The 19,381-nt window shown below is 65.5% G+C and carries 25 protein-coding genes and 1 pseudogene; 13 read left to right on the forward strand and 13 right to left on the reverse strand.

Annotated elements, in window-relative coordinates; genetic code table 11:
• Positions 1 to 60: 60 nt before the first annotated feature.
• Together LQV16_RS07540 and LQV16_RS07545 are read left to right on the forward strand one after the other, a co-directional pair.
• Positions 61 to 984 (forward strand): AraC family transcriptional regulator, encoded by a 924-nt coding sequence (locus tag LQV16_RS07540; protein ID WP_229993293.1) that lies wholly within the window; start codon positions 61 to 63, stop codon positions 982 to 984.
• A 165-nt stretch (positions 985 to 1,149) separates the two neighbouring features.
• Positions 1,150 to 1,689 (forward strand): dihydrofolate reductase family protein, encoded by a 540-nt coding sequence (locus tag LQV16_RS07545; RefSeq protein ID WP_229993294.1) that lies wholly within the window; start codon positions 1,150 to 1,152, stop codon positions 1,687 to 1,689.
• Positions 1,690 to 2,058: 369 nt separating this feature from the next.
• On the opposite strand, the gene LQV16_RS07550 is transcribed toward LQV16_RS07545, so the two are convergent.
• Positions 2,059 to 2,397, reverse strand: a complete 339-nt coding sequence (locus LQV16_RS07550; RefSeq protein ID WP_229993354.1) for a hypothetical protein — start codon at positions 2,395 to 2,397, stop codon at positions 2,059 to 2,061.
• A 75-nt stretch (positions 2,398 to 2,472) separates the two neighbouring features.
• Positions 2,473 to 3,390, reverse strand: coding sequence for a helix-turn-helix transcriptional regulator (locus LQV16_RS07555; protein ID WP_229993295.1), 918 nt, complete (start codon positions 3,388 to 3,390; stop codon positions 2,473 to 2,475).
• Between the two features lie 173 nt (positions 3,391 to 3,563).
• On the opposite strand from LQV16_RS07555, the gene LQV16_RS07560 reads away from it, so the two are divergent.
• Positions 3,564 to 4,421 (forward strand): aldo/keto reductase, encoded by an 858-nt coding sequence (locus tag LQV16_RS07560; RefSeq protein ID WP_229993296.1) that lies wholly within the window; start codon positions 3,564 to 3,566, stop codon positions 4,419 to 4,421.
• A 27-nt stretch (positions 4,422 to 4,448) separates the two neighbouring features.
• Positions 4,449 to 5,246, forward strand: a complete 798-nt coding sequence (locus LQV16_RS07565) for a flavodoxin (protein ID WP_229993297.1) — start codon at positions 4,449 to 4,451, stop codon at positions 5,244 to 5,246.
• A 104-nt stretch (positions 5,247 to 5,350) separates the two neighbouring features.
• Here the strand turns inward: LQV16_RS07565 and LQV16_RS07570 are convergent, their stop codons facing one another.
• Complete coding sequence (locus LQV16_RS07570; RefSeq protein ID WP_229993298.1) at positions 5,351 to 6,082, reverse strand: transposase; 732 nt, start codon at positions 6,080 to 6,082, stop codon at positions 5,351 to 5,353.
• Here LQV16_RS07570 and LQV16_RS07575 point away from each other — a divergent pair.
• The 3 genes from LQV16_RS07575 to LQV16_RS07585 all read left to right on the forward strand — a co-directional run bounded on the left by LQV16_RS07575 (position 6,060) and on the right by LQV16_RS07585 (position 8,417).
• Complete coding sequence (locus tag LQV16_RS07575; protein ID WP_229993299.1) at positions 6,060 to 6,449, forward strand: hypothetical protein; 390 nt, start codon at positions 6,060 to 6,062, stop codon at positions 6,447 to 6,449. The two genes, LQV16_RS07570 and LQV16_RS07575, sit on opposite strands and share 23 nt — an antisense overlap.
• 146 nt (positions 6,450 to 6,595) lie before the next feature.
• Positions 6,596 to 7,420 (forward strand): SDR family NAD(P)-dependent oxidoreductase, encoded by an 825-nt coding sequence (locus LQV16_RS07580; protein ID WP_229993300.1) that lies wholly within the window; start codon positions 6,596 to 6,598, stop codon positions 7,418 to 7,420.
• Between the two features lie 76 nt (positions 7,421 to 7,496).
• On the forward strand, positions 7,497 to 8,417 hold the full coding sequence (locus LQV16_RS07585; protein WP_229993301.1) for an NmrA family NAD(P)-binding protein: 921 nt from the start codon (positions 7,497 to 7,499) through the stop codon (positions 8,415 to 8,417).
• A 9-nt stretch (positions 8,418 to 8,426) separates the two neighbouring features.
• On the opposite strand, the pseudogene LQV16_RS07590 reads toward LQV16_RS07585, so the two are convergent.
• The 6 genes and pseudogenes from LQV16_RS07590 to LQV16_RS07615 form a co-directional block, all read right to left on the reverse strand.
• A pseudogene (locus LQV16_RS07590) lies at positions 8,427 to 8,510 on the reverse strand (aminoglycoside phosphotransferase); the annotation flags it as partial.
• Positions 8,511 to 8,645: 135 nt separating this feature from the next.
• A complete protein-coding gene (locus LQV16_RS07595) occupies positions 8,646 to 9,272 on the reverse strand; it encodes a BBE domain-containing protein (protein WP_229993302.1) in 627 nt (208 codons plus the stop codon).
• Positions 9,193 to 10,020 (reverse strand): FAD-binding oxidoreductase, encoded by an 828-nt coding sequence (locus tag LQV16_RS07600; protein WP_229993303.1) that lies wholly within the window; start codon positions 10,018 to 10,020, stop codon positions 9,193 to 9,195. The genes LQV16_RS07595 and LQV16_RS07600 overlap by 80 nt, the downstream gene beginning before the upstream one ends.
• Before the next feature lie 57 nt (positions 10,021 to 10,077).
• Positions 10,078 to 10,515, reverse strand: a complete 438-nt coding sequence (locus tag LQV16_RS07605) for a cupredoxin domain-containing protein (RefSeq protein ID WP_229993304.1) — start codon at positions 10,513 to 10,515, stop codon at positions 10,078 to 10,080.
• Positions 10,516 to 10,663: 148 nt separating this feature from the next.
• On the reverse strand, positions 10,664 to 11,854 hold the full coding sequence (locus LQV16_RS07610) for a Fic family protein (RefSeq protein ID WP_229993305.1): 1,191 nt from the start codon (positions 11,852 to 11,854) through the stop codon (positions 10,664 to 10,666).
• 119 nt (positions 11,855 to 11,973) lie between these two features.
• The gene (locus LQV16_RS07615; RefSeq protein WP_229993306.1) at positions 11,974 to 12,855 is read right to left on the reverse strand and encodes a helix-turn-helix transcriptional regulator; all 882 of its coding nucleotides are present in this window, start codon (positions 12,853 to 12,855) and stop codon (positions 11,974 to 11,976) included.
• A 206-nt stretch (positions 12,856 to 13,061) separates the two neighbouring features.
• On the opposite strand from LQV16_RS07615, the gene LQV16_RS07620 reads away from it, so the two are divergent.
• Both LQV16_RS07620 and LQV16_RS07625 read left to right on the forward strand, forming a co-directional pair.
• Entirely contained in the window at positions 13,062 to 14,525 is a 1,464-nt protein-coding gene (locus tag LQV16_RS07620) for an MFS transporter (RefSeq protein WP_229993307.1), read from the forward strand.
• Complete coding sequence (locus LQV16_RS07625) at positions 14,522 to 14,917, forward strand: nuclear transport factor 2 family protein (RefSeq protein WP_229993308.1); 396 nt, start codon at positions 14,522 to 14,524, stop codon at positions 14,915 to 14,917. Before LQV16_RS07620 ends, LQV16_RS07625 begins: the two co-directional genes overlap by 4 nt.
• A gap of 75 nt (positions 14,918 to 14,992) precedes the next feature.
• Here LQV16_RS07625 and LQV16_RS07630 read toward each other — a convergent pair whose 3' ends face one another.
• A complete protein-coding gene (locus tag LQV16_RS07630; protein ID WP_229993309.1) occupies positions 14,993 to 15,385 on the reverse strand; it encodes a VOC family protein in 393 nt (130 codons plus the stop codon).
• Between the two features lie 198 nt (positions 15,386 to 15,583).
• Between LQV16_RS07630 and LQV16_RS07635 the strand changes: the two genes are divergently transcribed.
• Together LQV16_RS07635 and LQV16_RS07640 are read left to right on the forward strand one after the other, a co-directional pair.
• Positions 15,584 to 15,970, forward strand: a complete 387-nt coding sequence (locus tag LQV16_RS07635) for a hypothetical protein (protein WP_229993310.1) — start codon at positions 15,584 to 15,586, stop codon at positions 15,968 to 15,970.
• Positions 15,971 to 16,109: 139 nt separating this feature from the next.
• Positions 16,110 to 17,096, forward strand: a complete 987-nt coding sequence (locus tag LQV16_RS07640; RefSeq protein WP_229993311.1) for an aldo/keto reductase — start codon at positions 16,110 to 16,112, stop codon at positions 17,094 to 17,096.
• A gap of 36 nt (positions 17,097 to 17,132) precedes the next feature.
• Here the strand turns inward: LQV16_RS07640 and LQV16_RS07645 are convergent, their stop codons facing one another.
• The 3 genes from LQV16_RS07645 to LQV16_RS07655 form a co-directional block, all read right to left on the reverse strand.
• Complete coding sequence (locus tag LQV16_RS07645; protein WP_229993312.1) at positions 17,133 to 17,525, reverse strand: SHOCT domain-containing protein; 393 nt, start codon at positions 17,523 to 17,525, stop codon at positions 17,133 to 17,135.
• 106 nt (positions 17,526 to 17,631) lie between these two features.
• Positions 17,632 to 17,787, reverse strand: a complete 156-nt coding sequence (locus LQV16_RS07650) for a hypothetical protein (protein ID WP_018773067.1) — start codon at positions 17,785 to 17,787, stop codon at positions 17,632 to 17,634.
• Positions 17,788 to 17,926: 139 nt separating this feature from the next.
• On the reverse strand, positions 17,927 to 18,403 hold the full coding sequence (locus tag LQV16_RS07655) for a VOC family protein (protein WP_229993313.1): 477 nt from the start codon (positions 18,401 to 18,403) through the stop codon (positions 17,927 to 17,929).
• A 143-nt stretch (positions 18,404 to 18,546) separates the two neighbouring features.
• On the opposite strand from LQV16_RS07655, the gene LQV16_RS07660 reads away from it, so the two are divergent.
• Positions 18,547 to 18,990, forward strand: coding sequence for a DUF3054 domain-containing protein (locus LQV16_RS07660; protein WP_229993314.1), 444 nt, complete (start codon positions 18,547 to 18,549; stop codon positions 18,988 to 18,990).
• Positions 18,991 to 19,078: 88 nt separating this feature from the next.
• Positions 19,079 to 19,360, forward strand: coding sequence for an Lrp/AsnC ligand binding domain-containing protein (locus tag LQV16_RS07665; protein ID WP_090580900.1), 282 nt, complete (start codon positions 19,079 to 19,081; stop codon positions 19,358 to 19,360).
• Positions 19,361 to 19,381: the final 21 nt, after the last annotated feature.

The raw sequence follows: 19,381 nt of genomic DNA on the forward strand, positions 1-19,381 counted from the left end.
GGGAGGGGGCGGCCAAGGTGCCGTCCATAATTCATGATCCGAACTCATGGGAGAACCAGGATGAGCACGGCGGACCCGAGCGACGGCGCAACGGCCAGGCTTGCCGAAAGACTGCTGGGGATGCGGGCCAACCGGGAGGTGATTCCGGAAGACCCCAACCATTCCGTCCGTTGGCACGAGCACGATTACCCCAGCCCGGTTGCACGTTGGAACTACCATCCTGAATACGAACTGCACCTGATCCGGAAAGGCACCGGAAAGTTCATCGTGGGAGACCACATCGGCACTTTCGAGGCCGGACACCTCGCCCTGGTGGGTTCGGGGCTGCCGCACGACTGGGTCAGCGACCTCGAGCCCGGAGAAGTGCTTCAGGGCAGGGACGCCCTCATTCAGTTCGACGGAAAATGGGTTGAGCAGGCTGCCTCGATTCTCCCGGAAATGGCCGAGGTCAAACCCCTGCTGGAACAGTCCTCGCGCGGCATCGAGTTCCTGGGGCGATCAGCCACGGCCGCCGCGGCTTCCCTCGAAGCGATGGGAACTTCCACCGGGTTGCAGCGGCTTCACCATCTCTTTGACGTGTTGGCGATCCTTTCGCGCGCACCGCAGGAGGAACGGCGCTACCTCGCCGACGAATGGTTTCGGCCTCAGCTGGACGGCCAGGGCGCGGCCGTGGTGGACATAGTCCTCGAGTACGTGTTCAGCAATCACGCCGGCAGCGTCAGGATGTCCGAAGCTGCGGCGCTGGTGGGAATGTCGGAGCCCACGTTTTCGAAGTATTTCAAGCGCGCAACCGGCCAGAATTTCAGCGACCTCGTGCGCAAACTTCGTCTGGCCCACGCCCGCCGCCTGCTGGAGCAGAGCGACAAATCCATCTCCGACATCTGCTACGAAGTGGGTTTCACGAACCTTTCCAATTTCAACCGGCATTTCCGCAACGACGCCGGCGAAACTCCCCGGGAGTATCGTCAGCGAGTACAGAACTGACGGTCGCAGCACGGGGTTCTGCATGGTCACACCCCGGCGGGCGTGATCTGGACTCCCTGGCCCGGCGATGGGCATTGGCGGTAGATTGTGGCTGATAGTCGCTGCCGCCGGTTCGACGACGGGTGCGGATAACAGCCAAGCGCCACCGACCTGAAGGAGATCTTCATGGGCAAGCTCACTGTCACCGCTTTTACCACCCTGGACAACGTCGCCGAGGAACCCCAGCTCTGGACAGGCCCGTTCTTCAGCGACGCCACCGCGGCTTTCAATGAACAAGTGCTGGCCGCGGCGGACTCGATGTTGCTCGGCCGGGTCACCTATGACGGATTCGCCGCCTCCTGGCCGTCGCGGTCGGGCGACTTCACCGCCGATAAGTTCAACGCCATGCCGAAGTATGTCGCGTCAACCACCATGGACCACGCGGACTGGAACAACAGCACGATTATCGCCGGCGACATACCCGGCCGGGTCCGCGCGCTTCGCGAACAAGAGAACGTGATCGTTTGGGGAAGCCCGACGCTCGTCAAGACGCTCATGAAGGAGAGCCTCGTCGACGAGTACATTCTGCTGGTCTCCCCCATCGTGCTCGGGCATGGCAAGAAGATGCTGCCGGAGGACGGCACCCGGCACACTCTGCACATCGTCGAACTTGAGCTCCTCGAAGGCGGGATGCTGGCACTCCGGATGGCACCGGCAGCGGTCTGAGTCCTGAGCCCATCGGAAGATAGGCCTAGCTATCCAGTTTGGGTGCTGCGCGGACGTGGGCGCGTTGGCCTTGCCTTCCGATGAGGCCGAGGTATTCGACGGGACCGGCGCTGTGGAGCCGAACCAGCACCGCACCGCCTCCACAGGACACGGACATCACCCACCAGCCGAGGCGACAGCCACTCTCGCGGACATCACCCGGAGCCTGGATTCGGCCGCATGGAGCATCAGGACTAGGGAGGAGATCACGCGCACACTCCTTGGTCCCGGTGGCCGAGCCATTCCGTTGCACGACGTCGTCGTGCAGGCCACCCGACACCCCTGACCTGGCCACTCCGGCGTCGGGAGCCTCCTGTTCCGTCGGCGGCGTTAGTCCCCCGAGCCTGTACCGTCCGGCAGGCTGGCATCTACCGGGAAGGTCATGAACGCCGGCGTCTCGTATGGATGCGCGGACAGCGCGGCGTCGACGACGGCGGCGCGCCGGGAGCGCGGGTAAATCGCCTCGATCCGGGTTTCCGGCACCTCCTCGGGCTCATTGACGGCGCCGATGGTCGGGGTCGCGCCCGGCAGCGGTGTGAAGCGCCCGGTGCCGTCGAGGCTGAACGAGCAGTGCGAGTAGTTGCCCAGCCTGCCCGCCCCGGCGTCGCCAATGGCCTGCCGGACCGCGTGCGCAGCTTCGGTGGGGACGTAGATGACCAGACAATCCATTGGCTCCATGCCAGAAAGTCTGCCACCCCCGTAAAAGTCATGATTAAATTTTGCTGCGGTCTTTGGTGCTCAGGTTCAGTCCCGGGAGTCGCCATCTGGCGGGATGATTGCTGCGGTCCGCGGATGGGCTGGAGCCGTTTCGATCGGACGCTTGTTGGTGGTACTCCAGCTGCTGAGGAAGTCGAGTTGCTCTTGGGCATGGCTTTCCGGTTCAGCAGTGTAGGCAATGAGAGTCAGACCCGTTCCCGGGAACTCCAACGAATCGCCTGTGAGTTCGATGTCCCCGATCAGTGGGTTGTGCAGTGTCTTGCGGGCTGAGCGGTGGAAGCGGACGTTGTGCCGTGCCCAGCGTGTCGAGAATTCCGTGCTTCCAGTGGCAAGGTCACCAATGAGGCTGTTCAATGCCCTGTCGTGCGGGTTGCGTCCTGTTTCGGCGCGGAGGGCGGCGGCGAGATCATCTGCGATCGTGTCCCATTCGAGAAAGAATTCCTGGGAGCGCGGGTCGAGGAACATGAACCGTGCGAGGTTCAGCGGCAGGCTCTCGGGGCTGAGAATGCCGGCGTAGAGGGCGAAGCAGAGGCCGTTGGCGGCGAGGACATCCATGCGTGAGTTGCGGACGTATGCGGGTGTGCCTGTCATGCCGGCCAGGATCCGTTGAACGCTGGGGCGCACTTCTGCACGTGCCCGGCGTGTTCGTGATGCCGGCGCCGGCGTGGCGGCCTTGGCCAGGTCGAGCAGGTGGGCTCGTTCAGCCTCGTCGAGGTGCAGGGCGCCTGCGAGTGACTCGAGGACACTCTCGGAGACTCCCCGCAGGTTCCCCCGTTCGAGCCGGGCGTAGTATTCCGTGCTTACGCCGGTGAGCATGGCCACTTCCTCGCGCTTGAGGCCGGCCACCCTCCTTGTTCCGCCGTAGGCGGGCAGCCCGGCCTGGGCCGGAGTGATGCGCGACCGCCGGCTCATGAGGAACTCGCGGACGTCGTTGTTGTTCTCCATGGCCTCTACGCTACGACGCCCCGGCCCGGCCTGACAGGAACTGGCAGTACACCGCACAGCAGGCACTCCCGCGCGCAGGATATGGCTGGTTTTCTTGAAGGAGTTCAGATCCTTGTCGCCGCGTCCCTGCGACTACGATCCGGCCCCTACCACCCCCAAACAAAGGAAACACCATGAATACCGTCACCCTAAATAACGGCGTCGAGATGCCGATCCTGGGCTTCGGCGTCTTCCAGATCCCCGACCACGAAACCCAGGCCGCCGTCGAGGCCGCCATCGCAGCCGGATACCGCCACCTGGACACGGCGGCCTCCTACGGCAACGAGGCGGCCGTCGGTGCCGCGATCAAGGCCAGCGGCATCGCTCGCGAGGAACTCTTCGTCACCACCAAGCTCTGGATCCAGCACACCCCGACCGGCAGTGTACAAGACGACACCAGGCGTTCGTTCGAAAACTCGCTCCACCGGCTGGGACTGGACTACCTGGATCTGTACCTGATCCACCAGCCGCTCGGGGACTACCACAGCGAGTGGCGGGCCATGCAGGATCTTCACAAGGAAGGCCTGGCCCGCGCGATCGGCGTCTCGAACTTCCACCCCGACCGGCTCGTCGACCTCATCGATCACAACGAGATCGTCCCGGCCGTCAACCAGATCGAGACCCACCCGTTCCACCAGCGCGCCGCCGACCAGGCCCTGATGCGCGAACGGGGCGTCCAGATCGAGTCCTGGGGACCGTTCGCCGAGGGAAAGAACAACCTGTTCACCGATCCGCTCCTCAGCGCCATCGCCGAGGCGCACGGCAAGTCGGTCGCCCAGGTGGTGCTCCGCTGGCTCATCCAGCGCGAGGTCGTCGTCATCCCCAAATCAGTCCGGCCCGAGCGGATGGCCCAGAACCTCGATGTCTTCAACTTCATTCTCACCGATGCGCAAATGAGCCAGATCGCCACGCTGGACACCGCTGCCAGCCTCTTCTTTGACCACCGCGACCCCGCGATGGTGAGCTGGCTGGGTGGACGCCGGTACAGCTAACCAGAAAACCCGACCGGAAGACCCCTGATGACCACGAACCTACGGACCATGGGCCGGCGCTCCGTCCTGCGTTCGGCTGTCGCCGGTTTCGGTGCTGCCATGATCACCGCCGGAACGTCCGGCTGCGCCCCCAAAGAACGGAACATTCCCATGCCACAAAGCAGTCCAGGACCCCGCCCCGACGGCAGGCAGATCCTGCTCGCCTATTTCTCACGGGCCGGGGAGAACTACCACTACGGCGGCCGCACCGACCTCGACGTCGGCAACACCGAGGTCCTGGTCGGAATGATCCGCACGCGCATCACATGCGATGTCCACCGCATCGAAGCCGCCGACCCCTACGCCGCGGACTACGACGCAACCGTCGCTCGCAACGTCCGTGAACAGGACGGTGACGCCCGCCCGGCCATCGCCTCCCCGATGCCCTCGATCGACCAGTACGACACCGTGCTCCTGGCCAGCGGGATCTGGAACGTCCGGGCCCCGATGATCATGGCGACGTTCGCCGAGAGCTACGACTTCACCGGCAAGTCAGTCCATCCGGTTACCACCCACGCCATGAGCGGACTCGGCACCACCGAACGGGACTACGCGAGATCCTGCCCCGGGGCGACCATCGGCGAAGGACTGATATGTAGTTCCGGTTGTCAAGTGGGCATGGATGAGCGGCTCCTGGGTTTTGGTTCCGGAGGCCGCTCATTGTGTGCCGCCGGGTCGTGGTGGGGGTGTGTTGGCGGGTCTTGTGTCGACTGCAGTGTCAGGCTGACATTCGCGGGTTGGTTACCGCATGACGATGTGTTCGGCGGGGAGCGTATCGGTGTCTAGCGTCGAGCGTCGACGGTTGGACCCGCCTGCTCATAGTCCAGCCTCGAGTTGGCTCCGGATGCTTGCCAGCGCATTTCCACCCCGTCCCGGGCGGCAGGTTCGGGTCAGGCCGCGTTCATGCGTTCTCCTTGCTGGAGCGGGGCGGCCAGTGACCAGCACCAGCCGGCGAGCTCCCGGGCGATCGCGGTGTTGGCCTTGACCGGCATTTTGTGGCGTTCATCGAAGTGTTCCCATTTGCGGTGCAGCCGGTGGTTTCCTTCCAGGGCGCGGATGCGTGTTGCCGGGGCGACGAGCTCGAACTGGCGCAGCAGCCGTTCCCCGGGCCGGGCGTAGGGGCGCCGGTGCTGCCAGGCGGCTTCGATGAGGAGTTTGCGGGCGTAGGTGTGCCCGGCCTTGGTGATCGGGCCCTGGTGCCGGGACTGGCCGGAGGATTCCTCGCTGGGGACCATGCCGAGATAGGACCCGATGGTCGAGCCGGTGAAGCGGGTCCAGTCGCCGATCTCCACGGCCAGCCCGAACGCGGTCGTGATGTGGATGCCGCGCAGGCACATCAGCGCATCAATCACCGGGCCGTAACGGCACGCCGCGGCCGTCGCGGTGACCTGTTTGTCGATCCGTGCCAGCTGCGCGGTGAGCAGCTCGGCCTGCTCCACATCGGCCTCGTAGGTGAACTGCAGCGCCTGCTGGTCAAAGTGCTGGCGGTGCAGCCACAGACGGTGTTCCTTCGTCCACCGGGTGTCTTGGGGGTAGCGGATGCCATGGCGCAGCAGGATGGCGTTCACGTGCTGGCGGGCGTGCGCGAGGTCCTTGGCCGTGCCGGAGCGCAGCCGGGACATGCTGCGTGCCCCCGGGGACCGGGTGAAAACCGACCGGCGTGACGCCCGGGTGCTGGCCGAGATGCTCGCCGTCGGCTCGGTCATCGAGGTGCGGATCCCGGACCCGGAGGAAGAAGCGCTGCGGGACCCCGACCGGGTTTGTCCTGGCCCGGTACCTGCGGGCCGCGGGGATCAGCTGCGTCGTTGCGGCGTCCTCGAAGCTCACATCAAGCAGGCGCTGCAGGACCGCCCCGGCGATAATGGCCGACCCGGACGGGCAGGGCCTGATCACACTTCATATCGTCTAGCCGTGCGGGGCGAGGAAGTCCGGGATGCCGGAGCCGCCGTCGAATCCTGGCTTCGCCGTACCAGGCTCCGCGAAAGATAGCTGTACGGGAGCGCACCGTTCTGTGGGCTTTGCGCGCGCGAGCACCACGAGCGGCGCGAAAAGAGGTGAGTGCTCCCGGCGCCCGGGCGCCAGCACCGGCCTATCATGGGGATCACGGAACCGAACGCAACCGGGGGCCGCTTAGCATGACCAACGAACGCGAACGCAATGAAGCGCCAACGGGAAACGTTGCGCTCGTGACCGGCGCAAGCCGAGGGGTAGGCCGTGGCATCGCGCGGGGCCTTCTGGCAGCGGGGTTTCGGGTTTACGGTACGGGCCGCTCGATCGACCAGGCGGACCTGCCGCAGGAGATACGGCGACTGCGCTGCGACCATCTCAACGACGAAGAGACCGCGCGCGTGTTTGAAACGATCCGCTCCGAGAGCGGCCGCCTCGATCTCCTCGTCAATTGCGCCTGGGGCGGCTACGAGAAGATGGTGGAAGGTGGCGCGTTCACGTGGCCTGCGCCGTTTTGGGATCAACCGCCCCATCGCTGGACCGGCATGATGGACGCCGGCGTCCGCGCCGCATTTGTGTGTTCGGCGCACGCGGCCCGCATGATGACTCCGCGGCACCGCGGCTTGATCATCAACATCAGCTTCTGGTCGGCGCAGCGTCACCTCGGCAACACGATCTACGGCATCGCAAAAGCGGCGACAGACAAGATGACGTCCGACATGGCCGTCGAGCTGAAACCGTTCGCTGTTCCGGTAATCTCGCTCTACCCCGGACTGGTTCGAACCGAAGCGGTCGTGGCAGCGGCGAAAAGTGGCGCGTTCGATCTCTCGACCAGCGAAAGCCCAGAATTCATCGGCCGCGTGATCAACGCGCTGTTCCACGATCCGAACCTGATGGCGCGGACCGGTCAGGTGCTTATCGCCGCCGCGGTTGCGAAGGAGTTCGGCGTACTGGACATCGACGGAAGTTCGCCGCCGGCGCTGACGCTTAAGGACATTGGTTTGGAGGGGTAAGCCCCCGAGGATGTGGCACGGTTGGTAGTCTTAGCCGACTATCGCCTTCCACCGGACATCACTTGAGGTGCAATCCATGACCGCGACGACACCCCCTCCGGGCACCGTCCTTCTCGCCGGTGCCACCGGCGATCTCGGCGGACTTATCCTGCGGAATCTGGTCGTCCTCGGGGCCACCGTTCGGGTCCTGACACGACCGGAGACCAACACAGCGCGGATTGCACAGCTGCGCGCCCAGGGCGCCGAGGTGATCCAGGCGGATTACGACGATCCGGACGGCCTCCGAAGGGCGTGCACGGATGTTGATTGCGTGGTCTCCGCGATCAACGGCCTCGACAGCGCCATCTTGGATGGTCAATCGCGCTTGCTGGAGGCGGCGGCCGCGGTGGGTGTCCCCCGTTTCATCCCTTCCGATTTCTCCATCGATTACCGCGGTATCCGGCCCCGAAGCAACCGGAACTTGCAGCTCCGCAGAGACTTCGCACAGAGATTGGACGCAACCGAAATCCAGGCCACATCGATCCTCAACGGCGCCTTCACCGACATGCTCGCCGGGCAGGCGCCAATGATCCTGTTCTCACGGCGCCGTGTGCTGTTCTGGTCCGACCCCGACCAGGTGCTCGACTTCACCACCAAAGACGACACTGCCACGTACACTGCAGCCGCCGCCCTCGACCAGCGGGCTCCCCGTGTCCTCCAGATCGCCGGGGACAAGGTCACGGCAAGGACCCTGGCATCCACCATGACCGACCTGACGGGTACACAATTCCGGCTCCTCTACGCGGGCAGCGTTGGTTCCCTGACTGCTATGAGCAGGGCAGTTAGAGCCCTCATGCCGGCCTCCACCGAGCCGTTCCCGCCGTGGCAGGGCATGCAGTACTTCGCCAGCATGTTCAGTGGCGACGCCAATCTGCGTTACGTCCACAACGACAGGTACGGCAGCCGGAAATGGACCACCGCCCGGGACGTCCTGGAGCAGCACCGCCAGCAGAGCTGACCGTGCGGCAAGGCCGAACGACTGCGCGGCGTACGCCAGATCCCACAGCCGTGTGCTGGGGCCGGCACCATCCCAATCGATGAAGACCCACCTGCTAGTTCTTGCTCGTCCTCGATCATCCCTGCAGGCTACTGGAATGCCGTCCAACGCTGCTGGAAGACTCGACAAGGTCGAGCTGCCCCGGCCCCTCTCTGGCGTCGCCCAGCGTCCATCACACCGGCGAAGTTCCTAGGCGATCGGGCGGACGTTCTGATTTGATCGGAAGAGGTTGATTGGGTCGTATGTGGCTTTGACGGCGGCCAGGCGATCGTAGTTGGCGCCGTAGGCTGCTCTCACGCGCTCCTCCCCCTCCTGGCCCAGGTCGTTGACGTATACCCCGCTCGCGGCAAAGGGCTGCATCGCTTCGAAGAAGGCGCGGGCCCAGCCGATGTGGCGCTCCGTCGCTGCCGGGTCCGACCACTGGGCCAGGATGAGGAGTTCGCTCTGGGACCGGCGATGGGGAAATGCCGTGGCTGCCGGGTCGACCCGGGCGGCCACACCGTGCAGTTGCTGCATTCCGATGCCACTCGCCGCCGAGGGCATCTCGGACGCAAACTGGAGCAGGACATCGACGGCGTCGGCGGTGAAGTCGGTGAAGAAGCTCGATTTCCAGTAGTGGTTCTGGCCCGACGGAAAGTCCGCGTCGTGAGCGCTCTGCAGAACGACGTAGTCCGTTGGGACCACCACATCCAGGGCTGGGCCGAGATCGCGCAGCGGTCGGAGAGCCTGCTCCGCCTCATCGTGCTCGCCGCTCCAGCAGACGCCGACGCCGAAGACAGGGCGCCCCGAGCCGTCGGGCCCCAGGCTGGCCGACATCGAGAGTTCGTCGGGACAAGAGGCGGCGAACCCGGGGTAGAACCGCAGGACCTCCCTCGTCCGTTCGGCCGGGAATGAGAGCGCCCCGGCAAGGACCGGCCCGACGGGATGCAAAACGATACGTGAACGAAGTAACGACGCCGAAGTTGCCGCCGCCTCCCCGGATGGCCCAGTAAAGGTCTGCGTGTTCGCCGGGGCTCACCGTCAGGAGCCTGCCATCGGAAGTCACGATGTCGGCGGCGAGCACGTTGTCGCAGGCGAGCCCGTGCTTGCCGTTGAGCCAGCCGATGCCACCGCCGAGGGTCAGGCCGGCGATGCCGGTAACCGAGACGACTCCGAGCGGCGTGGCTAGGCCGTATGCCTGAGTGGCGACGTCAAGGTCGGCCAGGAGCGCACCCGCTCCAGCCACGGCGACGCGCCGTTCGGCATCGATCCGCACGTTCTTCATGCCAGAGCACTCCAGCATGAGCCCATGGGCGCCGACGGCGTTCCCTGCCACGTTGTGACCGCCGCCCTTGATGGAAACAGGGAGATCGTTTTCCCGGGCGAAGGTCACCGCGCGGCGGATATCTTCGGCGTCAGCAGGGCGGACAATCACGTCCGGACGGCGGTCAATCATCGCGTTGAAGACCTTCCGGGCTTCGTCGTAGCCGAATTCTCCGGGACGGAGCAGCCGGCCACGGAGAGCCGAACTCAAGTCCTCAACGACGGATGGGTCAAGCGACGGTGAGGGGGTCTTGATAGCCACGCCAAGGCACCTTTCTCGATCGAGACCGTCAAGAACGCGCCCCCGCCGGCGTCGTCCTCATTTGACGGTCAGCGAGCCGTGCATGTTGGAGTGGTACGTGCAGTGAAACGCGTATGTGCCCGGCACGGAAGGCGCCTTGAATGTGGCCGTACCGCCGTTTTCCTTGACCTCTACATCGAAGAGTGTCGCATCCTGGTCTGCGGTCACCGTGTGCTCGGCAGTGTCCATGTTCACCACCTTCACCTCAGCACCGGGCGCGACCGAGCCAGGGATCTCGTAGGCGAATTTGCTGATCGTGATTGTCGCGGCGGCGGCGTTTGCCGGCCCTGAAGCGGTAGATCCCGCCGGGGCGGACGGTTCCATCGACATACTGGGAGAGGTCCCGGCCGTCGTGGCAGGGGCCGACGCCGGTGTTCCGCCGCCTCCGGCACAGCCGCTCAGCCCGATCAGGACCGTGGCCAGCACAAGTGCAGTCCGTGTCTTATTGGTTGTCATGATGTGCCGTCCTCGACGCTGGAGGGGGCTGGGAAACAGCCCGGCTTCTTTCCATTCTGCAACCACCACCATCAAAAAGCACCATCAAAAAGCACCCGCCAAATTGCACCGCCAAACCACGGGCCAACAGCGGGACGTCGTCGCCCCCTCAGCCAATCTTTCCGGCGTCTGCCAGCCGGTTGTTGAGCCGGTCCACCTCGTCGAGGACTTCTGTCGCCGCCCAGGCACGGCTGCGCTTTGACTGCGTGACCGGGGTGATGACCCCAGCATTGGAGAGCCTCTGCAGCGCGGCGTAGACGGAGCTTTCGGCGACGCCGGCAATATGGGCAGCGCTGTGGGCCTCGAACACGGGCCGCTCCAGAAGCCACGGAATGATCTTCTCGTCCGCGGATCCCCTGCGTGGCCTGGCCAGCTCCAGCCACATCGCCGGCAGGGCATCGAGTGCGGCCACGGATTCCCGGGCGGCGTCCGAGGTGCGGACCGCGGAACGGGCCAGGTAGAGCACGAACGGATCGGCGTCACCGGAGCGGTAGTTGTTGACGAGGCTGAAATACGTGTCGACGTCGGCGACCATCGCCGACGCGATCGGGGTGACCGTGTTCTTTGTGAGCCCGCGACGCCGGGAAATCGCGCCGATCAAGGCCCGGCCGATCCGGCCATTGCCATCGGTGAAGGGGTGGATGGATTCGAAGTGGGCGTGCGCGATCGCCGCCTGCGCCATGATCGGTACATCGCGGCGGTTGCAGAAGACCATCAGGTCCTCCATCAGGGCCGGCACGAGCTCCGGCGGGGGCGGGACGTGGATGGCCCCGCGCGGCGAATGGTCGCTGCCGCCGATCCAGTTCTGAACGTCCCTGAATTTGCCGGCGTGTGGGCCGTCCATCGGGTCCTCTTTCATGAGCGTGTGATGGGCACCCAGCATTGCCTCCAGCCGGATCTCCCCGGTTCGCCCGGCGTCGTCGATCATCCCTTGTACGGCGTCGGCTGCCGCCACCATGGAGCGGGCGTCATCACTGGCCTTGAGCCCGATCATGGCCCGGGCGTAGTCGTCACGGTTGGCGTTGACGTGCTCGATTTTAGAGGAGGAAACGGCCTCACTGCGGAGAAGGAACCCGCTGATGGCGGCCATCCGGGTGCCGGCCGTGACGTCCAGGGACGCTATGGCAACGGCGGCCTCCTCAAGGGCGACAATGGTCTCGCGCCCCGGATCGAACCAGCTCCGGGCGATCATGGGTGGCAGCGAGACGACAACCTCGGTGAATTCCCGGTCTTCGCGCGGCGGCCGCCCCGACGACTTCCACGGCATCGTCTTGCTGCCGTGCGCGGGCCAACGGGTCATGGATCCTCCGGAAGTCTAAATAGTCACCCTACTATTTAGATTTTAGGGGTCAAACATGAATAGTGCGACGATATGCTGGGGAAACCGCCACCCGCGTCCCGCAACGCGGGATCTTTCCTTCAGCCGGAGTGGGAGGCGACGACGGGAATCTCGGCGGTGGACGTCGCAGCCCAGCTGGCCAGCAGTTTCAGGCGCTCCTCGGTCGCGGAGCCGGGTTCGGCGGTGTAAGCGAACATTGTCCAGCCGGGGTTGGCCGGCAGCTCCATCGCCTCGTACGTGAGTTCGAGATCGCCGACCACGGGGTGATGGATACGTTTGAAGCCGGTTCTGTGAAGCCGAACATTGTGGGCTGCCCAGCGGGTACGGAAGTCCTCGCTGCGCGTCGCAAGCTCCCCGACCAGATCCGAGAGTCCCTTGTCGTGCGGGTCCTGGCCCGCGGAGCTGCGCAGGACGGCGACGATATCGTTGGCGCTCCGCTCCCAGTCGGGAAAGAAGCTCCGGGCCTCCGGATAGAGGAACACGAAGCGGGCGCTGTTGGCGGGCCGGGCACTGCCGGTCAGCAGGGGCGCGTACAGTGCACGGCCGAGCGCGTTGGCGGTGATGAAGTCCATGCGTTCGTTGCGCACCCAGACGGGCGCACCAGTAATGGAGTCCACGAACCGTTGCAGGCTGGGCCGCACCTCCTGCGGCTTCGCCGGACGCCGGCGGCGGGCCGGCCCGGGCTGCGCGGCACGGGCGAGAGCGAACAGGTGCGCGGTCTCGGCTTCGTCCAGCCTCAAGGCGTGCGCAATGGATTCCAGTACTTCATCGGAGACCCCGCTGAGGTTTCCGCGTTCCAAACGCGCGTAGTAGTCGACGCTGACCGAGGCCAGGGTCGCCACCTCCTCGCGGCGCAGCCCCGGGACGCGGCGGTTGCTCCCGACGATCAGATTCACCTGTTCCGGTGTCACTTTCGCGCGGCGCGTGCGCAGGAACTCACTCACATCATTTCGGCTCTCCATGCTTTCAGGCTACGGCCGGTGATGGAAGTGTGGGAGGGCCTGTCAGTACACCTCTCGGCGCGGGAACCGGGGCTGAAGGGTGGTCTGGGAGTGCGTGGACCAGCAGTGACTCCCGCTCCGTGGCTTTCTGCGGTGTTGTTGATAGTGCGGGCCGCCGCCTGACCGACTTTCAGAAACACCACACCATCCGACCACGAAGGACCACCGTGCCCGCCACCACAGCCGCGTCCGCCACCCGGGTCCGCCCGACGGCGATCCTGGCGATCATCCTTGTCAGCTACTTCATGATCATCCTGGACAACTCGATCATCTTCACAGGCCTGCCCAGAATCCAGGCTGAAATGGACCTTTCGGCCACCGCACTGTCCTGGGTCCAGAACGCGTACACGCTGGTGTTCGGCGGACTGCTGCTGCTCGGGGCCCGCCTCGGCGACATTCTGGGCCGCCGTCGCGTGTTCATCGGCGCTCTCGCGGTCTTCGCCCTTGCGTCCCTTCTGGTCGCAGCCGCCCCCAGCGACGAGTGGCTGATTACTGCTCGGGCACTCCAGGGAATTGGCGCAGCAGTCGTGGCCCCCTCCTCGCTCTCTCTGCTGACGGCTACGTTCGCTGCCGGCCGGGAGCGCACCCGCGCCGTGGCATCCTACGGCGCCGTCGCGGGAATCGGGGCCAGCCTGGGCCTCGTCGTCGGCGGCGCGCTTGCCGAATGGGTTTCCTGGCGGGCGGGGTTCTACGTGAACGTGCCCATCGGAATCGCCATGATCATCGCCGCGGTCAGGTTCATCCCGGAATCCCCGCGGGCCTCCGGCCGCTTCGATTTCACCGGCGCCGTGGCGTCGACCCTTGGCATGGGCGCCCTCGTCTTCGCGATCGTCAACTCCGTCGACGCCGGCTGGGCGGCGCCCGAAACGGCCACGGCCCTGATCGTGGCAGCGTTGCTGCTAGGCCTGCTGGTCCTCAACGAATGGAAGGTCAAGCAGCCGATCATGCCGCTGCACCTCTTCGCCATCCGGGAACGGGCCGGCGCCTACTACACAGCGCGCCTCCTCTTCGCCGGCACTATGATCGGCTTCTTCTTCTTCACCACCCAGTTCCTGCAGGGCGTCTACGGCTACAACCCGCTCCAGGCCGGCGTCGCATTCCTCCCCATGACGATCGTGAACTTCTTCGTCGCGCTGGGCGTCCCGCGGCTCACCCACCGGTTCGGCAACGCGATTCTGCTCGCTGCCGGGCTTGCCGTAACCCTTGGCGGCGTGTTCTGGCTGAGCAGGATCACCGCCGCGACCCCGTACCTCACCGGGGTTGCAATGCCGCTGGTGCTGATCGGAATCGGCCAGGGCCTCGCCTTCGCCCCGCTCACGGCCGCGGGGCTCGCGGGAGTCACCGCCAAGGACGCCGGAGCAGCCTCGGGGCTCGTCAACACTTCGCACCAGCTCGGCAGCGCCCTCGGCGTCGGTGTCCTCGTCGCGCTCTCGGCCAACGCCGGCTCGCTCGCCGCCAGCGCGGCGGTCGCCTACACGGGCGGTTCCGGCATGCTGGCAGCGGCCCTGGCGGCCGTCCTCATCCTCATCGTCCCGGCCGAGCGATCGGCCCGGCGCGCCGCCCGTGCCAGGTCCGCCCCTTCCAAGGGCCCCTTGCTGACACCCGTTCAATCAAACCGGAGCACACCATGACAAACGACACTGGCAACTACGAGCCTTCGGATGCCGCAGCGGCCATCAAGAAGGCCAACGCTGATCTGAACCGCTGGATGGTCCAGGGACGCACTGACCGGCTCGAGGAGTTGCTCGACGACGGCTTCGTCCTTGTACATATCACCGGGTACGTGCAGTCCAAGGCCGAGTGGCTGGCGCAGATTGACTCCGGCGAAATGACCTACCACGGCATCCGTGAGCAGTCGGTCAAGGTTGAGGTCCACGGCGATACGGCCGTCCTTGTCGCCAGAAATCTCGTCGACGCAACGATCTGGGGGTCACGGGCGACGTGGCCCCTGGAAATGACGACGCCGTTCGCGAAGCAGGAAGGACGCTGGCGGCCGACGCGCTCCCGCGCCATCACCTACTAACGGTCGGCGCGTAGCGGCAGAAGGAAAGGCAGAAGCACGCCGTCGAGCGCGCCGGCCGCGTCCGCTTCCAGCCGCCTAGCGCTGAAAGGCTTCCCGAACGTCCGGCGGCGTAGCTTCCTGTATCACCCAGCGGTTGCCGTCCGGGTCGCTGAAGTAGGCGAAGGCGATTCCACCGATGTCTTGGACGTCGCTGATCTCTGCTCCCCGCCGGAGTAGCTCAGCCCGTGCCGATGCCATGTCGGGGACCACCAACTGCAGTCCTTCCAGGCTGCCCGGCGGCATGCTGGTCATTCCCGTGCCGATGACGATGGAGGCGGCGGAGCCGGGCGGCGTGAGTTGGACAACCCTCATGCCCGGTATGTATTCGACATCATGGTCCAGGGCGAACCCGAGCCGGTCTGTGTAGAACGACTTGGCCTTGTCCACATCACTGACGGGTACTTGCACGACCTCGAGGCGCATCTCCATGCGCCTTACAGTACCCCGGTTTGCACGTACGCACGGGGGCCGAGGATCAGTCGAGGAATTCGGGACGGCGTTCCTTCGATCTCGTGATGGGAGTGCTAGTTTTGCCGCAAGACGCGCTTCCCGGGACGAACCGGCAGTGACAGCCGTGTGCCCGCCGCTCGCGAGATTGCTTGGGACTGGACAGGGGACTGGTTTTTGATGGCAGTTGATCAGCTTTTCGCAACACTCGCCTGCGCCCTTCTAGCCGGCTTGGCCATCTTCCAGGCCGCACTCATCGGTGGAGCTCCGCTCGGGAGGATGGCGTGGGGCGGACAACACCGTATCCTGCCTGCCAAACTCAGAATCGGGAGCGCCCTGTCCATAGCTGCGTATGCCCTTTTCGCCTATGTAGCGCTGGCCAAGGCCGGCCTTGTCCTGCCGTTGGTCAGCGAAGCCTTTACTTCAATCACTGTGTGGGTGATGACGGCATACTTCGCGCTCGGCGTCGTCATGAACGGGATCTCCCGCAGCAAACCCGAACGCCTCGTCATGACCCCCACAGCGCTGGCCCTCGCAGCCACCTACCTGGTCCTTGCACTTCACTGAGCTCCGGCCTGGGGCTGCGGGATCCCTTGAGGGGTGCCCTGCCGGTACACCTTTCACCAGGGTCTCCCACGTGGCCGCAACGGCAAGTTGACTGGAGACGCTGAACCCGACTCCCCGCACAACGATCAAAGGAGACAAGATGCACACGCGAACTCTCGGACAGGGCTTGCAGGTCTCGGCCATCGGTCTTGGCTGCATGGGCATGTCACAGGGCTACGGTCCGAACCCCGGAGACCGCCAGACGATGCTCGAGGTGCTCCGCAACGCCGTCGAGATCGGAATCAACTTCTTCGACACCGCAGAGGTATACGGGCCCTTCGTCAATGAGGAACTCGTCGGCGAGGCGCTCGCCCCGGTGCGGGCCGAGGTGGTGATAGCGACCAAGTTCGGCTGGCGGATCGAGGACGGCAAATCGGTAGGACTCGACAGCTCCCCCGAGCGGATCAAACGGGTCGCCGACGAGTCGCTGCGCAGGCTCCGCGTCGACACCCTCGACCTTTTCTACCAGCACCGGGTCGACCCGAATGTGCCTATCGAGGAAGTCGCGGGCACCGTCGGCGAACTGGTCGAGGCCGGCAAGGTCCGCCACTTCGGCCTTTCCGAAGCCTCCGCCGCCACCATCCGGGCTGCACATGCTGTCTTCCCGGTGACGGCCGTGCAGAGCGAGTACTCCCTGTGGACACGGGATCCGGAACCGGAGGTGCTGCCAACGCTGGCCGAACTGGGCATCGGGTTCGTACCCTTCAGCCCGCTCGGCAAGGGCTTCCTCACCGGCACCGTCAACCCCTCGACGTCATTCGCAGACGGCGATATCCGGGGCACTATCCCCCGCTTCACCGCCGAGAACCGGGCCGCGAACCAGGCCCTCGTGGACCACGTCGCCGGTCTCGCCGGCGCCAAGGGTGCAACCCCCGGCCAGGTGGCACTGGCCTGGCTGCTGGCCCAGCAGCCGTGGATCGTCCCGATCCCCGGGACCAGGCGGCGCGGGCGCCTCGAGGAAAACGCGGCCGCTACCGCCGTCGCGCTCTCTGCCGACGAGGTCGCCGACTTGAATGCGGTGGCACGCCGGATCGGTGTGCAGGGGAACCGCTACAACGACCTCCATATGGGCCTCGTCGGGCGATGACACGGGCGAAAATGCGCCCTCAGGACGGCCGGCCGGTCAGGCCTGGCTCAGCGCCTTGGCCTTGACAGCGTCGAACTCGCTCTGGGTCAGCGTGCCGGCGTCGAGGAGCTCCTTGGCCTTGGCGATTTCCTGGGTGGGGGATGCTGTGGCGACGGAGCGGATGTACTCGTTAGTGGCGGCTTGGGCCTGTTGTGCACTCCTGGCCTGGCGCTCGGCCATGCTGCGGCCCCGCGCGATCAGGTACACAAGAACCGTGAGGAACGGCACGAAGACGAGGAAAATGATCCACACGGCCTTGAGCCAGCCGTTGAGCTCGTGGTCCCGGAAAATGTCGGTGATAACTGCAAACAGCGCGAAAAGGTAGGCGACGAACGCGAATCCCCAAAAGAACAGCCAAATGACGCTCCAGAATTGCTCCACGGGAGCCATCCTTTCGTTCTGAGGAAGCCCTGCTGGCATTCCTTACGCGCCAAGGTAGTCCGCCGGCATATCCGCTGTAAGGACCATAAGGCCTGAATTTGCCGAGGTGGCGGGCCTAGAAGAAGTGCAGCTCACTGGCCGCGTCCGGGGAAGGATGCACCACGGGAGCTTGGCCCAGTTCGAGCAGGATGTCGTTAATGCTCAGCTGGCCGTCCAGCTGAGGATCCAGCTGCACCGGGACAACAGCCTCCGGAACGGCGTCGCTACTCATGCCACGATCATATGTGCGGACCGCCCCGGAGCCCGCGGGCCACGCCGACCGGGGGTCAGGGCGGGCCTGGCCCGGTCCGCCGCACCGGAATACGGCGCGGCGGACCAACCGGCGCCGGGCGCCGGGGGCATAAGTGGCGTCAGTCGCCGTCGTAAGCGGACTGAAGGGCGGCGATGTCCAGCTTGCGCATTCCGAGCATCGCCTGCATGGCGCGCTGGGCGCCGTCGGGGTCGGGGCCACCGATCAGTTGTCCCAGCACGGCCGGCACAACCTGCCACGAGACCCCGTACCGGTCCTTGAGCCAACCGCACTGGCTTTCCTGGCCGCCGTCGGTCAGGGCCGACCAGTACCGGTCCACTTCTTCCTGCGACGCGCAGTCGATGACAAAGGACACCGCCTCCGTGAAGGTGAAGGCCGGTCCCCCGTTCAATGCCGTGAAGGTACGCCCGTCAACCTGGAAACGGACGGTAATCGCCTGGCCGGCCGGCCCGGGACCGCCCTCGCCATACCGGGAGACGTCGAGGATTTTGCCGCCGTCGAAGACGGAGACGTAGTATTCGGCGGCTTCCTCGGCCTGGCTGTCGAACCACAGGCAGGTGGTGATTTTTTCGCTCACAGCGCTCCCCTTGCGTTCGCCCGTGCCACCGGCTGGCTCCGGCGGCGATCAGCGGCATGGGACCGAGCCTAGCCCCACGGTGATTTCACGCACAACGACTTCCGCCGGCCGGACGTCATCCGGACGGGACTAGGCTTGGTTGTATGCCTTCTCCAACACCCAGACTCCCCCGTCCGTCCGCCCAGGATGCTTCCAGTACGGGCCTTCGGCCCGCGCAGACAGCCGCACTGGCCGCCTCCGCTGATGCGCTCCTGATCCTGCTCTTCGCGGCGATTGGGCGCGACGCGCACCAGCGGGGGGAAATCATCACCGGCGTCTTTGCGACGGCGTGGCCGTTCCTGGTGGGCGCGGCACTGGCATGGCTCGCCCTCCGGCTGTGGCATGACCCCCTGCGGGTGTGGCCCGCCGGCGTCGCCGTCTGGCTCGGAACTGTCGGCGTCGGCATGATCCTGCGAGCCGTCACCGGGCAGACAGTGGTGCTGCCTTTCATCATCGTCGCCCTGGTGAGCCTGGGCGTTTTCCTCCTGGGTTACCGCCTTGTGGCCGCAGGGGTGCGGCGGTTGCGTTCACGCCGCCGCCAGGGCTGATGCACTAGGCTTGCAGAAGATGGCAGCGCCCGGACACGGGCCGCCGACAGGCCCGCAAACGGCGCAACCGATCCGGAAAGGCTCACACGTGGTCACCGCATTCGTCCTGATCAAGACAGACGCTTCACGCATCCCGGAGACCGCCGAGGAAATCTCCGCCATCGCCGGTATCAGCGAGGTCTATTCCGTCACGGGCGAGTGGGACCTGATCGCCATCGCCCGGGTCGCCAAGCATGAAGACCTGGCAGAAGTCATCGCAGACAAGCTCTCGAAGGTCCGGGGCGTCGCCCACACCACCACGCAGATCGCCTTCCGCGCTTACTCACAGCACGACCTCGACGCCGCCTTTGCCCTCGGGTTCGAGCAGTAGCGGGCAACCAAGCAGCTTCAG

Source organism: Arthrobacter sp. Bi26 (genome assembly GCF_918697925.1).
Lineage (GTDB): Bacteria > Actinomycetota > Actinomycetes > Actinomycetales > Micrococcaceae > Arthrobacter.

Excerpts from the sequence above, each read along its gene's own strand:
- LQV16_RS07585 (WP_229993301.1), top strand. The coding sequence starts at position 7,497 with ATGACCGCGACGACACCCCCTCCGGGCACCGTCCTTCTCGCCGGTGCC.
- LQV16_RS07610 (WP_229993305.1), bottom strand. The coding sequence starts at position 11,854 with ATGACCCGTTGGCCCGCGCACGGCAGCAAGACGATGCCGTGGAAGTCG.
- LQV16_RS07645 (WP_229993312.1), bottom strand. The coding sequence starts at position 17,525 with ATGGCTCCCGTGGAGCAATTCTGGAGCGTCATTTGGCTGTTCTTTTGG.
- LQV16_RS07615 (WP_229993306.1), bottom strand. The coding sequence starts at position 12,855 with ATGGAGAGCCGAAATGATGTGAGTGAGTTCCTGCGCACGCGCCGCGCG.
- LQV16_RS07560 (WP_229993296.1), top strand. The coding sequence starts at position 3,564 with ATGAATACCGTCACCCTAAATAACGGCGTCGAGATGCCGATCCTGGGC.
- LQV16_RS07625 (WP_229993308.1), top strand. The coding sequence starts at position 14,522 with ATGACAAACGACACTGGCAACTACGAGCCTTCGGATGCCGCAGCGGCC.
- LQV16_RS07660 (WP_229993314.1), top strand. The coding sequence starts at position 18,547 with ATGCCTTCTCCAACACCCAGACTCCCCCGTCCGTCCGCCCAGGATGCT.
- LQV16_RS07570 (WP_229993298.1), bottom strand. The coding sequence starts at position 6,082 with ATGTCCCGGCTGCGCTCCGGCACGGCCAAGGACCTCGCGCACGCCCGC.
- LQV16_RS07635 (WP_229993310.1), top strand. The coding sequence starts at position 15,584 with ATGGCAGTTGATCAGCTTTTCGCAACACTCGCCTGCGCCCTTCTAGCC.
- LQV16_RS07545 (WP_229993294.1), top strand. The coding sequence starts at position 1,150 with ATGGGCAAGCTCACTGTCACCGCTTTTACCACCCTGGACAACGTCGCC.
- LQV16_RS07595 (WP_229993302.1), bottom strand. The coding sequence starts at position 9,272 with ATGTCGGCCAGCCTGGGGCCCGACGGCTCGGGGCGCCCTGTCTTCGGC.
- LQV16_RS07650 (WP_018773067.1), bottom strand. The coding sequence starts at position 17,787 with ATGAGTAGCGACGCCGTTCCGGAGGCTGTTGTCCCGGTGCAGCTGGAT.
- LQV16_RS07630 (WP_229993309.1), bottom strand. The coding sequence starts at position 15,385 with ATGGAGATGCGCCTCGAGGTCGTGCAAGTACCCGTCAGTGATGTGGAC.
- LQV16_RS07540 (WP_229993293.1), top strand. The coding sequence starts at position 61 with ATGAGCACGGCGGACCCGAGCGACGGCGCAACGGCCAGGCTTGCCGAA.
- LQV16_RS07565 (WP_229993297.1), top strand. The coding sequence starts at position 4,449 with ATGACCACGAACCTACGGACCATGGGCCGGCGCTCCGTCCTGCGTTCG.
- LQV16_RS07555 (WP_229993295.1), bottom strand. The coding sequence starts at position 3,390 with ATGGAGAACAACAACGACGTCCGCGAGTTCCTCATGAGCCGGCGGTCG.
- LQV16_RS07580 (WP_229993300.1), top strand. The coding sequence starts at position 6,596 with ATGACCAACGAACGCGAACGCAATGAAGCGCCAACGGGAAACGTTGCG.
- LQV16_RS07605 (WP_229993304.1), bottom strand. The coding sequence starts at position 10,515 with ATGACAACCAATAAGACACGGACTGCACTTGTGCTGGCCACGGTCCTG.
- LQV16_RS07550 (WP_229993354.1), bottom strand. The coding sequence starts at position 2,397 with ATGGATTGTCTGGTCATCTACGTCCCCACCGAAGCTGCGCACGCGGTC.
- LQV16_RS07640 (WP_229993311.1), top strand. The coding sequence starts at position 16,110 with ATGCACACGCGAACTCTCGGACAGGGCTTGCAGGTCTCGGCCATCGGT.